This is a genomic window from Aeromonas popoffii (assembly GCF_037818705.1).
GTDB lineage: Bacteria > Pseudomonadota > Gammaproteobacteria > Enterobacterales > Aeromonadaceae > Aeromonas > Aeromonas popoffii.
The window spans coordinates 4,712,347-4,724,591 of record NZ_CP149129.1; the positions used below are offsets into that span (position 1 = coordinate 4,712,347).

Here is a 12,245-nt window from a genome sequence, read left to right on the forward strand (position 1 = left end):
GCATCACTCGCCTTCCAGCCGCACGATTCTGGCGAAATCGGAGACCAGGGTCGCCATGACCACGTGCGGCACCTGCCCCTCGTTCATCTGGGGACGGAATACGGCCTTCAACTTGCCTTCCGGGTTGATCAGTACGATGGAGGCGGAATGGTCTATCAGGTAATCCCTCTCCCCCTGATCGGCGATGGAGTAGATGAGGCCCAGATTGCGTACAAACGGGAACAGCTTGTCATGGGAACCTGTCGCAGCCTTGAACTCGGGATGAAAAAAGGCGGTATAGGTCTTGAGGCGGGCCACGTCATCCCGCTGCGGATCCGCCGAGATGAACACCACCTGGCTCTCGGGTGCGATCTTCTTCAGCGCCGGGTAGACGGAGCGCAGATCCGCCAGCGTGGTCGGGCAGATATCCGGACAAAAGGTATAACCGACAAACAGGAAGGTCCACTGCCCCAGCAGACTGGCCGGGACAAAGGGCTGACCGTCCTCGTCGGTGAAGGCAAACGGATTGATATCCCGCCCCGCCGGGTAGTAGTCGGCCTGCTCGGGCCGGGAGGGCTGGCTCCAGTAGAATGCGGCCATCATGCCCCCGACCAGCAGCAGAAACAGCAAGGGGTAACGCGGTTTAACCATAACAACAGACCCTTTCACTTCGACATGCCCGCAGACCGGGCCCGCATGGATGACCCATTGTAACCCAGCCAATCCCGGACCGGACCATCCCATGTACCGGGTGCCGGTTTGGCATCCAGCGTCGGGCTGGTGATGACGCTATGGGCAGGTTGCCGGGCAAGCAAGGCCAGAAAACAGCAGCCCCACCGTCAGGGTGGGGCTGTCAGCAGCATGCGGGGGATATCAGGGTTGCAGCCTGCGCCGCTCATGGGGGCGGCGGGCCAGGGCACGGAGCTGTATGACGGGGGCCGTCCAGGGAGCCTCCGCCGGCCCCCTGTCGTGATGACTGTGAAACAGACGGACCAGGCGGACAATCTTGTCCTTGGGACAGCCCAGCCAGATGGTCCAGCAGGCGCCCTTGTGATGCACCCAGAGCGCATAGAAACGGGTCATCCGGTTACCCTTGATGAAACGTGTGATGGAAGAAACGGGCGATGCCAGACCCGGATCCCATGGCGAGCTTGAAGCCATACCTGTCCTCCTTGACCATGAGGTCACGCCGACCGGCATCGTCTGCTACCGCGAGGTGGCCAGATCTTGTGACTGCCGCGTGTCGACTGCGTGAGTGCGCCCTCATTCGCCGGACGGTCGTTGCCGTCAGCGCCATGCTGGCCACTCTCCCTTCTTATCCCGCGATATCGCCTCTCTCAGTGGTTGCCATTGCTGTCCAGCGCACATGAGGCTGTTGTCATACATCCCGGCAGCCCTTGGGTTCCTGCCCCACCGGCGAAGTGGGTAAAGAGCGTCCTGCCGAGCATCCGGGGGCAGTGCAAGACATTCACTGCCTAACCAAATGATATATCTGAAATGAGTCACCTGCGGCCGTTCGCCGCAGACAAAAATGGCGGGCATCAGGATCTGATTGAAATCATGGGGGAAGAGACACAGAAATGACACGGCCTCCCGCGGGAGGCCGTGTCATGGCAAGGGTGATTACATCCAGTCGGCGTTGCGGATCACGCCGACGGCCAGCCCCTCGATGGTGAGCTGCTGGCTGGAGAGATCCACTGCGATGGGCTCCAGATCCTCGTTTTCCGGCAGCAGCCACACCTGGCTGCCTTTGCGCTGGAAACGCTTGACGGTGACATCCTCATCGAGGCGCGCCACCACCACCTGACCGTTGCGCACCTCCTGGGTCTTGTGTACCGCCAGCAGGTCGCCATCCAGAATGCCGATGTTCTTCATGCTCATGCCCTGCACCCGCAGCAGAAAATCCGCCCGGGGGTGGAACAGGGCAGGATCCACCTGATAATGACTCTCGATATGCTCCTGCGCCAGGATAGGTTCACCGGCCGCGACCTTGCCGATCAGCGGCAGGCCACTCTCTGCCAGCACCTCTTCCTCTTCGATCAGCAGACGGATGCCGCGGGAAGTCCCCGGCATGATCTCGATGACCCCTTTCTTGGCCAGGGCCTTCAGATGTTCCTCGGCCGCATTGGCCGACTTGAAACCAAGCTTCTGGGCAATCTCGGCGCGAGTCGGCGGCATACCGGTCTCGCTCATGTTCACCTTGATCAGCTCCAGCACTTCGGCCTGGCGGGGGGTAAGGGGTTTCATAACATTGGCACCTGTCTTTTTATACAGCACACTGGCAGTATATACAGTGCTGTGGCCAAGGCAAGGCGCAGCTGACATTTGTCATGGCCTGGCACTCATTTAGCGGTGTTTTGATCCTGCGCAACCGACTCATCGTACCTCTCGGCGACAAGGCGCCGGTGATTTGCTATGCTCATGCCGCATTTTTTCAGAGAGCAGACGCACATGTCCCTTGGACAGAAGATTTCCAGAGCCATCTTGCAATGGCCGGTCAGTGGCTTGGTCAATCACAAGAGCCTGCCGGAAAATCCCATCACCGAGCTCAAGCTGGATCCGGCCAGACCCATAGTCTATGCCCTGAAAACCAGCTCGAGCACCGACCTGATGACTCTGCAACAGTGCTGCGAGGATCTCGGCCTGCCCGGCCCCTTTACGCCGCTGGAGCTGAACGGCCAGTTGTTACCGCGCTACGTCTGTCTGGATCGCCCGCCGCCCCTGTTCGGCAAACGCAACAAGCCACTGCCTTTCTTGCAGGAGTTCCACCAGCTGCTGGATCTGCACAAGCAGGATACGACGCTGGATATTCAGGTGGTGCCCGTCACCCTGTTCTGGGGCCGCGCCCCCGGCCGGGAAGGGGAAGATGCCTCCGGCTGGAACATCATCAGCAGCCTGGCACCGAACCGCCTCAAGAAGGCGCTGATCGTGATCCTCAAGGGCCGCGAGAACCTGGTGCGCTTCTCTCCTCCGCTCTCCCTGCGTCAAATGGCGGACAAGTACGGCACCGACGAGGCTATCGCCCACAAGCTGGCGCGGGTGGCCCGCACCCACTTCAGCCGCCAGCAACTGGCAGCCACCGGCCCCAAGCTGCCGAACCGCAATCTGTTGTTCAAGCAGTTGCTGGACTCCAGCGTGATCCAGCAGGCGATTGAAGAGGAGGCACTGCGCGAGGGGATCAGCCTGGAGAAAGCGCAAAAGCGCGCTCACGGTTACATGGACGAGATCGCCTCCGATTTCTCCTACCGGCTGATCCGCCTCAGTGAAAGCTTCCTCGGCTGGCTGTGGAACAAACTCTATCGCGGCCTCTCGGTCAACGGCGCCGAGAAGGTACGCCAGCTGGCGCAGGAAGGGCACGAGATCGTCTATGTGCCCTGCCATCGCAGCCACATGGACTACCTGCTGCTCTCCTACGTCATCTACCACCAGGGCATGGTGCCGCCCCACATCGCGGCGGGCATCAACCTCAACTTCTGGCCAGCAGGCCCGATCTTTCGTCATGGTGGCGCCTTCTTCATCCGCCGCACCTTCAAGGGCAATCCGCTCTACAGCACCGTATTTCGCGAATACCTGAACCTGCTGTTTGCCAAGGGCTATTCGGTGGAATTCTTTACCGAAGGTGGGCGCTCCCGCACCGGTCGTCTGCTGCCACCCAAAACAGGCATGCTGGCAATGACACTGCAGGCCATGATGCGCGGGCTGGACAGACCCGTGACCCTGGTGCCCGTCTATCTGGGCTACGAGCACGTGATGGAGGTGAACACCTACCACAACGAGCTCAAGGGCAGCCGCAAGGAGAAAGAGAGTTTCCTGCAAGTACTCGGCATCCTGCGCAAGCTGCGCAACTATGGCCGGGGCTTCGTCAACTTCGGCGAGCCACTGACCCTCAACAGCTACCTCAATGAACATGTACCGGCGTGGAAGGCCGATATCGGTCAGGAAGAGCGCCCCGAGTGGATGGCCCCCACCGTCACCCGGCTGGCCGAGCTGCTGATGACCCGCATCAACGGGGCCGCCGCCGTCAACGGCCTGACCCTGAGCGCGCTGGCGCTGCTGGCCGCCGAGCGACACGCCCTGACACGGGACGAACTGCTGGCCCAGCTCAACACCTACCTGGATATGCTCAAGCAGGTGCCCTACAGCCCGCAGAGCACAATCCCGGATGAGGATGCCAAGACACTGCTGGATCAGGCAATGGAGCTCAACAAGTTCGAGGTGAGCGAGGACAAGCTGGGCCAGATCATCAGCCTGGACCGCTATCAGGCGATCCTGCTGACCTACTATCGCAACAACATTCTCCATCTGTTCGCCCTGCCCTCCCTGGTGGCGGCACTGATCGAGCGTTGCGAGGGGATCTCCCGCGCTGAGATCGTTGCTCGTTGCGTCGACATCTACCCGCTGCTCAAGACGGAGCTGTTCCTGCGCTACGAAGAGGATGAGCTGCCGGCGCTGGTCGATGCCCTGCTGGCCGAGCTGCTACGCCAGCAGCTGGTCGAAGCGCGCGATGGCGGCTACTGGGTCAATCCGGGCAACCAGATGCGCCTGCTGCTGCTGGCCGAAAGCATTCAGGAGACGCTGCAACGCTACGCCATCGTACTGACCCGGGTGCTGGCCCAGCCTTATATCGAGGCGGAACAGCTGGAAGCAGATGGCCTGATGGTGGCGGAGCGCCTCGGCACCCTGCACGGCATCAATGCACCCGAGTTCTTCGACCAGAAGCTGTTCAGCACCCTGATCCACACGCTGCGCAGCGAAGGCTACCTCTCTCCCGAGAGCAAACCGGATCTGGGCCGCTTCCAGGCACTGGCCGACAACATAGTGCCGCTGCTGAGCACCAAGATCCGCCGTACCATACAGGCGGGCAACCGGCTCTGACAGAGACCGGAAACAAAGAAGGCCGCATGATGCGGCCTTCTTTTTATCCTGACATGCGTCACGGCAACAGGTAGTTGAGCACCAGACCGATGAATACCAGCGCCCCCACATAGTTATTGTTGAGGAAGGCCTGGAAGCAGGCCTCCCGCTGCCGCTCCCGGATCAGCCGCTGCTGGTAGACAAACAGGGCCGCAGCCCCCAACAGCCCCCAGTAATACCAAGCCCCAAGCCCGGTCAACTGGCCCACTGCCAGCAGGATCAACAAGGTGGCCAGCTGCAGCACGCCGATAATCCGCTTGTCGTGGCGGCCAAACAGAATCGCGCTCGATTTCAAGCCGAGCTTGAGGTCATCATCCCTGTCCACCATGGCGTACTGGGTGTCGTAGGCGATGGTCCACAGCAGGTTGGCGAGAAATACCAACCAGACCACCAGTGGCAAGGCGTTGGCCTGGGCCGCATAGGCCATGGGAATGGACCAGGAGAAGGCCATGCCGAGCACCAGCTGCGGGATCGGAATGTAGCGCTTCATGAAGGGGTAGCAGACCGCCAGCAGCAGGGCCGCGAACGACAGGCCTATGGTGAGCGGGTTCATGGTCAGCACCAGCGCGAACGAGATAAGCGCCAGCACGGCAAACAGCGCCAGCACCTCCCGCGGCTTGACCTTGCCCGTGGGCAAGGGCCGACCGGCGGTGCGCTTCACATGGCCATCGAAGTTGCGATCCGCGTAGTCGTTGATGACACAACCGGCAGAGCGCATCAGAAATACCCCCACCACGAACACCAGCAGGGTCCAGAGATCCGGCAGGCCATCGGCCGCCAGCCAGAGCGCCCACAGGGTCGGCCACAGCAGCAGCAGAGTGCCGATGGGCTTGTCGATGCGGGCCAACTGTATATAGGCCAGTCCCCGCTCCTTGGTTAACAAATTCACTCCAGCTCCTTATTCGATGACAGCGAGGGCAAGAAAAGTTCATGGACCAGCAATGGCCATTGCCCCAGAAACAGACGGGAACGACGTCCCCAGACGGTGGCGGCCGGACACCAGGGATTGCTCGCAATCTCGAAACAGGCCAGTTGCAGGTGATCACGCCGAGCGGGCTCGTCACCGAAGATACGCTCGCCCAGGGGCTGTTCACCCAGCTCGCGTAGCCCGCTCTCTTGCAGAGCCGCTTCGGCAAACAGGGTCCAGCCCAGCACAGCCGGCCCCCCATCGCCGTGCAGTATCACCTCGCGACACAGGCCCTGGGGGTGCTCGGCGGCCACCAGCAGCTGCTCATCGGCGCCAAGCGAAACGCTGCGGTTACCGAGCAGTTGCACCGAGAAGTGGCGATTGTGGCGACGCAGGCGCCGGGTCATGGAGTCGGCCTCCAGCAACCAGGGCCGCAGTGCCTCTGGCGGCTCGCACTCTGCGGGAGCCCGCCACGGGACGAGCTGGACGAGGGGAACAGTCAACTCGGACTTCACAGCTTCACCATCCGGAGATTTCCGTTATCAGGTTAAAATCCGGTTTATTATCCGTAAATCAATCGAGAATTGTAAGAACATCCGTGCTTGACGGCCCCGATGGCAACATCAAAAATGGGGTATCTGCCGCTGATGAGCCATCGATATGAAGATCTTCAAAATTCTGCTGGTGTTATTACTGAGCTGTGGCGCCCTGCAGGCGCAGGCCTCGTCAGAGAAGGCCCCCCCCGCCGAAGGGGCCGACGCCGCCAAGCCCGGTTTTTCCTACCATGCCCTCGATCCCGACATCATCACCAACTATCTGAGCAATGGCAAAACCCTCGGCTATATCCGGGTCACTGTGGAGCTGATGGCTGAGAACGAGGCCGATCTCAAGCTGCTGGAGCAGCACGACCCCCTGATCCGCGACGCCATCATACGCCTGATGGGCAGCAAGACCGCCGATCAGATCAAGTCCCTGGTGAACCGCGAGGAGCTGCGCAAGGAGTGCCTGACCCAGGTCAACGAGCTGCTGGTGAAAGAGACCGGCAAGAAGGCGGTACGCGAGCTCATCTTCACCAAGTTCCTCTACCAGTAATCGACATAGTCAAACAATACGGCCACCCCGGGGTGGCCGTATTGCTGTGTTCGAAATGAAAATTGATTACACTAGGCCCCACTGAGTTGTCGAGGTAGTCGGTATGGGCAACAAGACCCTGTGTGAATGGCGTCGCAGCGAGATCCCGAGCGATCTCAAAACCCTGCGCAAAATCGTGCGCAAACCCAAGTTTGTCTGTGGCAAGTGTGCTCGCAGCGCCAATGACAAAAGCTATCTGTGTCAGCCGCTGCGGTTGAAAGAAGAGTAAGACGGGTCATCCCCACCCCGTGACAGGCTATTGATCGATCCAGCCCTGACGCCCTTGTTCGAACAATCTGCGCGCCTGTCCGTCATTGGGGCAAACGCCACGATATTCGCTGCCGGAGCGGCCAGCCAGATAGAGATGCTCAGGCCGGCAATACCACGCCAGTCCTTTCTGATGCCCCTGTTTCCACAGTTCGACATCCACCTTCTTGCCACACTGCCCCTGATGAAACTCGACCCGTTCAGTGGTAAAGCCCAGCTTGCCATCAGCCTCCCCCACCTCGATCCACACCTTCTCGCAGGGATCATCGTTGGAGACACAGCCACCCAGCAGGGCAGCAAACAATATGATGGTGAGTCGCATAGTCATCCTTGAGTGTCGTTTGCGCAATTCATTCTACCCAGTGGCCCGACACTGACCAAGGGCAAACACCCAACCTTGTGAGTGCGGCAAAAAAATCAGGCGGGCCCAAAGCCCGCCTGTTCATTCAATGCTGTCGTTCACTGGTCATCGAAAGTGTCATCATCCTGCCAGCTTTCATCTTCCCATTGATCCAGCTCTTCTTCCCAGGATTCCGGATCCCACTCGTCATCAGAGGAGTCGTAATCCGGCTTGTGTCCACCCATCTTCACTCTCCTTGGATAGTTCACCCGCACTCCAATTTTATCCGGAAATGTCGGGCTCGCCAGTCAGCGAGAGATCAAAGTTTGACCAGTGTCCGTCCGGCAATCTGGCCCAGCGTAATAGCCTCGGCGGCCTCAACCACCTGCTCCAGCCCGATCTCGGTTACCGCCTGTGCGAAGAAGCTGTCGGGCAGATCCTGCGCCAGTCGCTGCCACGCCTGCTGACGACGCGCCAGCGGGCACATCACCGAATCAACCCCCAGCAATCGCACGTTGCGCAGTATGAAAGGCATGACGCTGGTCGGCAGATCAAAGCCGCCCGCCAGCCCGCAGGCTGCCACGGCGCCACCGTAGTTCATCTGGGCCAGCAACTTGGCCAGCACCTGACTGCCAACGGTGTCGACCGCCCCGGCCCACAGCTGTTTCTCCAGCGGCTTGGCGGGTACCAGCAGTTCACTGCGTGGCACGATGCGGCTGGCGCCCAGCGCAGTCAGCATGGCGCCCTGCTCCTCGGGACGGCCGGTCAGCGCTGCCACCTGATAGCCGAGCGCTGCCAGCAGGGCGACCGAGGTGGAACCCACCCCACCCGCCGCGCCGGTGACCAGCACCTCGCCGCTGGCGGGGGTAATGCCCGCCTCTTCCAACGCCAGCACGCAGAGCATGGCGGTGAGACCGGCGGTGCCGATACACATGGCCTGCCGCTCATCCAGCCCGGCGGGCAACGGCACCAGCCAGTCACCCTTGACGCGCGCCTGTTCGGCCATGCCACCCCAATGGCCTTCACCCACGCCCCAGCCGGTCAGCACTACCTTGTCGCCAGGCTGGTAACGGCTGTCGGCAGATTCGAGCACGGTACCGGCGAAGTCGATGCCGGGCACCAGCGGCCACTGGCGCACTATCTTGCCCTTGCCGGTGATGGCCAGTCCGTCCTTGTAGTTGATGGAGCTGTAAGCGACCGCCACCCGCACTTCACCTTCCGGCAGCTGGCTCTCTGCCAGCCGGGTCAGAGTCGGTACAGTCTTGCCGTCTTGATTTTCCAGTAACAGAGCCTTGAACATGGTTGCCTCTTTGATGACGTGTGAAACGGCGATCAGCTGCTTTGGCGCTTTTGCAATTCAAACTCGAGGGGCTGGGTGCACTCTTGCAGCGCCTCGCCAGCCAGCTTGCGCAGGATCAGCTCGGCAGCCATGCTGCCCATTTTGCGATAGGGAATATGTACCGATGTCAGAGCAGGATAACAGGCCTTGGCGACATCAGAGTCATCGAAACCGGCAATAGCCAGTTTGCCGGGCACGCTCAGGTGTCGCCGCTGACACTCGAAAAGCACGCCAGCCGCCAGCTCGTCGTTGACGCAGATCAGCGCGTCCAGCTCTGGCCAGCGCAACAGAAACTCACCCAGCATGGCCGCCCCCGTGCTGAAACTGGGAGCCTCCGAGGTATTGATCACCATATCTGGCGAGAGATAGCTCTCCAGCATCGCCTGTTGCCAGCCGCGCATCCGCTGCTGCAGCATCCACTGCTCCTGGCGGGCACAGAGAAAACCGATATTGCGGTAGCCTCGCTCGATCATATGACGAGTCAACCGATAGCCAGCCTCCTGATTGGAGCCGCCAACACAGATATCCATGGGATGTGGCACCAGTGCTCCCACCTCGACTACCGGCAAGCGGCTCTGCCGCAACAGCGCTTTGTCATCTGGTGACTCAAGGCAACCCAACACGATCACAGCAGCCGGGTTGTACTGCAGCAGATGCTCCAGCTGTTCGCTCTGCTGGCGCAGGTGTTGGGCATCTCCCAGCACCAGCTGATAACCGACCTTCATCAACCCAGGCTGCAATCCGGCCATCAGTTCGGCACTGGCGCGATCCAGCAGGCTTGGCACTATCACCAGAATGACATGGGAGGTACCCGAGGCCAGCGCCCCGGCCGCCCGATTGGGGATATAGCCGAGCTCTTCCACCGCGGCGTCGATGCGCTCGCGCATCTTGTCTGACACCAGCTCGGGAGTGCGCAGCGCTCGGGAGACCGTCATGGCACCCACTCCGGCCAGCTGAGCCACATCGTTGAGGGTCACCCGACCCGTGCTACGGCGCTTCTTTGCTTCTAACATCCATCCCATCCTCGACTTGCGGCAGCCCACTTTAAGACAAAAGTGCGACACAGACTATTTGCTCAGGGCCGATTCTACCCTCTTTCCCGGATCACGGGGGCAAGATGACTCCCGTTAATGGATGAAATGATAGCGCTATCACAGTTTCATGTTAGCGCTACCTGATAGCGCTAACTTTCGCGATCATCCTCACAGTTTCCACGCAGCAAGATCGCTAGATTGGCGCCATCTTATCCAGCCGGACATTGCCATGCTGACCCAATTGCTGACCGAAGAGGTCATTTCCATCGAAGCGGGTGCCCGCGACTGGCGTCATGCCATCGAGCTCGCTACCGGCCCCCTGCTGGCCAACGGCACCATAGAGCCCTCCTACGTGGCGGCGCTGTTTCGCTCCCACGAGGAGCTCGGCCCTTACTACGTACTGGGCCCGGGCCTGGCGATGCCGCACGCTCGCCCCGAGGATGGGGTCAACCGGTTGGGTCTGGGGCTGACAGTGCTGAAAACCGGGGTCAATTTCGGATCTGAGGGCAATGACCCGATCCAGCTGCTGATCACCCTGGCCGCCAGCGACAGCAACTCTCACGTGGAGACCATTGCCCAGCTGGCCGAGCTGTTCATGAATGAAGAGGACGTGGCGGCCATCATAGCGGCCGACACCAAAGATGACATTTTGCGCATCCTGGCGCGTTACTGAGCTGCGCCAAGGCGCCCTGACAAAGGAAGAGACGATGAAAATTCTGGTTGTATGCGGACACGGCCTGGGCACCAGCCTGATGATGGAGATGAGCATCAAGAGCATCCTCAAGGAGCTGGCCGTGACGGCCGAGGTGGATCACAGGGATCTCGCCTCTGCCGGCAGTGAAACCGCCGAGATGTTCGTGGCCACCCGCGACATCGCCGAGCAGCTCATCAGCATGGGGGTCAACGGCCGGCTGGTGTCCCTGGACAACATGGTCGACAAGGCCGCCATGAAAGAGAAGCTCTCCATCGCCCTGCGCGAACTGGGCGCACTCTAAGGATCCACCATGCGGCCTGCGGGCCGCCTCTTCCATCTGATTGGAGCTGACCATGGAATTTTTCAATTTTCTGATGTTTGACGTGCTGTCGGAGCCCGCCGTGCTGGTCGGCCTGATCGCGCTCATCGGCCTGATAGCCCAGAAAAAACCCGTGACCGAGTGCATCAAAGGCACGGTCAAAACCATCATGGGTTTCGTCATTCTGGGGGCTGGTGCCACCCTGGTGGTGAACTCGCTGGGTGACTTCGCTGTCATCTTCCAGCACGCCTTCGGTATCAAGGGGGTGGTTCCCAACAATGAAGCCATCGTCTCCATCGCCCAGCAGTCGTTCGGCAAGGAGATGGCGATGATCATGTTCTTCGCCATGCTGGTGAACATACTGATCGCCCGCCTCACCCCGTGGAAATTCATCTTCCTGACCGGTCACCACACCCTCTTCATGTCCATGATGGTGGCGGCTATCCTCTCCGCCGGTGGCATGAGCGGCATACCGCTGATCGCGGTCGGCAGCCTGGTGGTCGGCGTGACCATGGTGCTGTTCCCAGCCCTCGCCCACCCTTACATGAAGCAGATCACCGGCTCCGACGAGGTGGCCCTGGGCCACTTCTCCACCATCTCCTACGTACTGGCCGGCTGGATCGGTGCCAAATTCGGTAACAAGGCCCACAGCAGTGAAGAGGTGCAGGTGCCCAAAAGCCTGCTGTTCCTGCGCGATACCCCGGTGGCCATCTCCTTCACCATGGGCATCATCTTCCTCATCACCTCCGCCTTCGCCGGCCCCGAGTTCGTCACCAGCGTCGCCAAAGGCAAGCACTGGTTCATGTTCTCCCTGATGCAGTCCATCACCTTCGCAGCTGGCGTCTACGTCATCCTGCAAGGGGTGCGGATGGTGATCGCCGAGATAGTGCCGGCCTTCAAGGGGATCTCCGACAAACTGGTACCGAACGCCAAACCGGCGCTCGACTGCCCCATCGTCTTCCCCTACGCCCCCAATGCGGTGCTGATCGGCTTCCTGTCTAGCTTCACCGCCGGTCTGGCAGGCATGGTGCTGCTCTATCTGCTGGGACTGACTGTCATCATCCCGGGCGTAGTGCCACACTTCTTCGTCGGCGCGGCGGCCGGGGTGTTCGGCAACGCTACCGGTGGCCGTCGCGGTGCCCTGCTTGGCGCTTTCGCCAACGGCCTGCTGATCACCTTCTTGCCGGTGTTCCTGCTGCCGGTGTTGGGCGATCTCGGTTTTGCCAACACCACCTTCAGCGATGCCGACTTCGGCGTGGTAGGCATACTGCTTGGGCTGATCGTTCGCTAATCCCGGCCATCGTCAAAAAAAACGGAGCGC

15 protein-coding genes are annotated in these 12,245 nt (G+C 60.7%); 6 read left to right on the forward strand and 9 right to left on the reverse strand.

Going from position 1 to position 12,245, the window contains the following annotated elements; all coding sequences use genetic code 11:
- Nucleotides 1-3 precede the first annotated feature (3 nt).
- The 3 genes from WJM78_RS21920 to lexA form a co-directional block, all read right to left on the reverse strand.
- Nucleotides 4-630: an SCO family protein gene (locus WJM78_RS21920; RefSeq protein ID WP_339012104.1), complete on the reverse strand. Its 627-nt coding sequence runs from the start codon at nt 628-630 to the stop codon at nt 4-6.
- A 222-nt stretch (nt 631-852) separates the two neighbouring features.
- The gene (locus WJM78_RS21925; protein ID WP_339012107.1) at nt 853-1,140 is read right to left on the reverse strand and encodes a hypothetical protein; all 288 of its coding nucleotides are present in this window, start codon (nt 1,138-1,140) and stop codon (nt 853-855) included.
- A 462-nt stretch (nt 1,141-1,602) separates the two neighbouring features.
- Nucleotides 1,603-2,226, reverse strand: coding sequence for a transcriptional repressor LexA (lexA, locus tag WJM78_RS21930; RefSeq protein ID WP_275930406.1), 624 nt, complete (start codon nt 2,224-2,226; stop codon nt 1,603-1,605).
- Between the two features lie 204 nt (nt 2,227-2,430).
- On the opposite strand from lexA, the gene plsB reads away from it, so the two are divergent.
- The gene (gene plsB / locus WJM78_RS21935) at nt 2,431-4,854 is read left to right on the forward strand and encodes a glycerol-3-phosphate 1-O-acyltransferase PlsB (protein WP_339012112.1); all 2,424 of its coding nucleotides are present in this window, start codon (nt 2,431-2,433) and stop codon (nt 4,852-4,854) included.
- 58 nt (nt 4,855-4,912) lie between these two features.
- On the opposite strand, the gene ubiA is transcribed toward plsB, so the two are convergent.
- Together ubiA and WJM78_RS21945 are read right to left on the reverse strand one after the other, a co-directional pair.
- Nucleotides 4,913-5,782: a 4-hydroxybenzoate octaprenyltransferase gene (gene ubiA, locus WJM78_RS21940; protein WP_042034817.1), complete on the reverse strand. Its 870-nt coding sequence runs from the start codon at nt 5,780-5,782 to the stop codon at nt 4,913-4,915.
- Complete coding sequence (locus WJM78_RS21945) at nt 5,779-6,315, reverse strand: chorismate--pyruvate lyase family protein (protein WP_042034816.1); 537 nt, start codon at nt 6,313-6,315, stop codon at nt 5,779-5,781. Before WJM78_RS21945 ends, ubiA begins: the two co-directional genes overlap by 4 nt.
- 145 nt (nt 6,316-6,460) lie before the next feature.
- Between WJM78_RS21945 and WJM78_RS21950 the strand changes: the two genes are divergently transcribed.
- Nucleotides 6,461-6,892, forward strand: coding sequence for a flagellar basal body-associated protein FliL (locus tag WJM78_RS21950; protein ID WP_042034815.1), 432 nt, complete (start codon nt 6,461-6,463; stop codon nt 6,890-6,892).
- Nucleotides 6,893-6,995: 103 nt separating this feature from the next.
- Complete coding sequence (locus WJM78_RS21955) at nt 6,996-7,160, forward strand: hypothetical protein (RefSeq protein ID WP_108537106.1); 165 nt, start codon at nt 6,996-6,998, stop codon at nt 7,158-7,160.
- A gap of 27 nt (nt 7,161-7,187) precedes the next feature.
- On the opposite strand, the gene WJM78_RS21960 is transcribed toward WJM78_RS21955, so the two are convergent.
- The 4 genes from WJM78_RS21960 to WJM78_RS21975 form a co-directional block, all read right to left on the reverse strand.
- Nucleotides 7,188-7,520 carry a DUF2799 domain-containing protein gene (locus WJM78_RS21960; RefSeq protein WP_042034813.1) on the reverse strand — a complete coding sequence of 111 codons (333 nt, stop codon included), beginning with the start codon at nt 7,518-7,520 and terminating at the stop codon, nt 7,188-7,190.
- A gap of 137 nt (nt 7,521-7,657) precedes the next feature.
- Entirely contained in the window at nt 7,658-7,783 is a 126-nt protein-coding gene (locus WJM78_RS21965) for a hypothetical protein (protein WP_256029019.1), read from the reverse strand.
- 74 nt (nt 7,784-7,857) lie between these two features.
- Complete coding sequence (locus WJM78_RS21970) at nt 7,858-8,838, reverse strand: MDR family oxidoreductase (RefSeq protein ID WP_339012124.1); 981 nt, start codon at nt 8,836-8,838, stop codon at nt 7,858-7,860.
- A 32-nt stretch (nt 8,839-8,870) separates the two neighbouring features.
- Nucleotides 8,871-9,890: a LacI family DNA-binding transcriptional regulator gene (locus WJM78_RS21975; RefSeq protein ID WP_042034809.1), complete on the reverse strand. Its 1,020-nt coding sequence runs from the start codon at nt 9,888-9,890 to the stop codon at nt 8,871-8,873.
- A 250-nt stretch (nt 9,891-10,140) separates the two neighbouring features.
- Here WJM78_RS21975 and WJM78_RS21980 point away from each other — a divergent pair, with 250 nt between their 5' ends.
- Genes WJM78_RS21980 through WJM78_RS21990 form a run of 3 tightly spaced genes read left to right on the forward strand, consistent with a single transcriptional unit; the run spans nt 10,141 to nt 12,215 of the window.
- Nucleotides 10,141-10,584 carry a PTS sugar transporter subunit IIA gene (locus WJM78_RS21980; protein ID WP_042034808.1) on the forward strand — a complete coding sequence of 148 codons (444 nt, stop codon included), beginning with the start codon at nt 10,141-10,143 and terminating at the stop codon, nt 10,582-10,584.
- Between the two features lie 34 nt (nt 10,585-10,618).
- Nucleotides 10,619-10,906: a PTS sugar transporter subunit IIB gene (locus tag WJM78_RS21985; RefSeq protein ID WP_005321257.1), complete on the forward strand. Its 288-nt coding sequence runs from the start codon at nt 10,619-10,621 to the stop codon at nt 10,904-10,906.
- Between the two features lie 52 nt (nt 10,907-10,958).
- Nucleotides 10,959-12,215: a PTS ascorbate transporter subunit IIC gene (locus tag WJM78_RS21990; protein ID WP_042034807.1), complete on the forward strand. Its 1,257-nt coding sequence runs from the start codon at nt 10,959-10,961 to the stop codon at nt 12,213-12,215.
- The last annotated feature ends 30 nt before the right edge of the window (nt 12,216-12,245 follow it).

Bases quoted from the DNA above. Each gene is read 5' to 3' on its own strand.
- WJM78_RS21920 (WP_339012104.1), bottom strand. From the start codon at position 630: ATGGTTAAACCGCGTTACCCCTTGCTGTTTCTGCTGCTGGTCGGGGGC.
- WJM78_RS21925 (WP_339012107.1), bottom strand. From the start codon at position 1,140: ATGGCTTCAAGCTCGCCATGGGATCCGGGTCTGGCATCGCCCGTTTCT.
- lexA (WP_275930406.1), bottom strand. From the start codon at position 2,226: ATGAAACCCCTTACCCCCCGCCAGGCCGAAGTGCTGGAGCTGATCAAG.
- plsB (WP_339012112.1), top strand. From the start codon at position 2,431: ATGTCCCTTGGACAGAAGATTTCCAGAGCCATCTTGCAATGGCCGGTC.
- WJM78_RS21950 (WP_042034815.1), top strand. From the start codon at position 6,461: ATGAAGATCTTCAAAATTCTGCTGGTGTTATTACTGAGCTGTGGCGCC.
- WJM78_RS21955 (WP_108537106.1), top strand. From the start codon at position 6,996: ATGGGCAACAAGACCCTGTGTGAATGGCGTCGCAGCGAGATCCCGAGC.
- WJM78_RS21960 (WP_042034813.1), bottom strand. From the start codon at position 7,520: ATGCGACTCACCATCATATTGTTTGCTGCCCTGCTGGGTGGCTGTGTC.
- WJM78_RS21965 (WP_256029019.1), bottom strand. From the start codon at position 7,783: ATGGGTGGACACAAGCCGGATTACGACTCCTCTGATGACGAGTGGGAT.
- WJM78_RS21970 (WP_339012124.1), bottom strand. From the start codon at position 8,838: ATGTTCAAGGCTCTGTTACTGGAAAATCAAGACGGCAAGACTGTACCG.
- WJM78_RS21975 (WP_042034809.1), bottom strand. From the start codon at position 9,890: ATGTTAGAAGCAAAGAAGCGCCGTAGCACGGGTCGGGTGACCCTCAAC.
- WJM78_RS21980 (WP_042034808.1), top strand. From the start codon at position 10,141: ATGCTGACCCAATTGCTGACCGAAGAGGTCATTTCCATCGAAGCGGGT.
- WJM78_RS21985 (WP_005321257.1), top strand. From the start codon at position 10,619: ATGAAAATTCTGGTTGTATGCGGACACGGCCTGGGCACCAGCCTGATG.
- WJM78_RS21990 (WP_042034807.1), top strand. From the start codon at position 10,959: ATGGAATTTTTCAATTTTCTGATGTTTGACGTGCTGTCGGAGCCCGCC.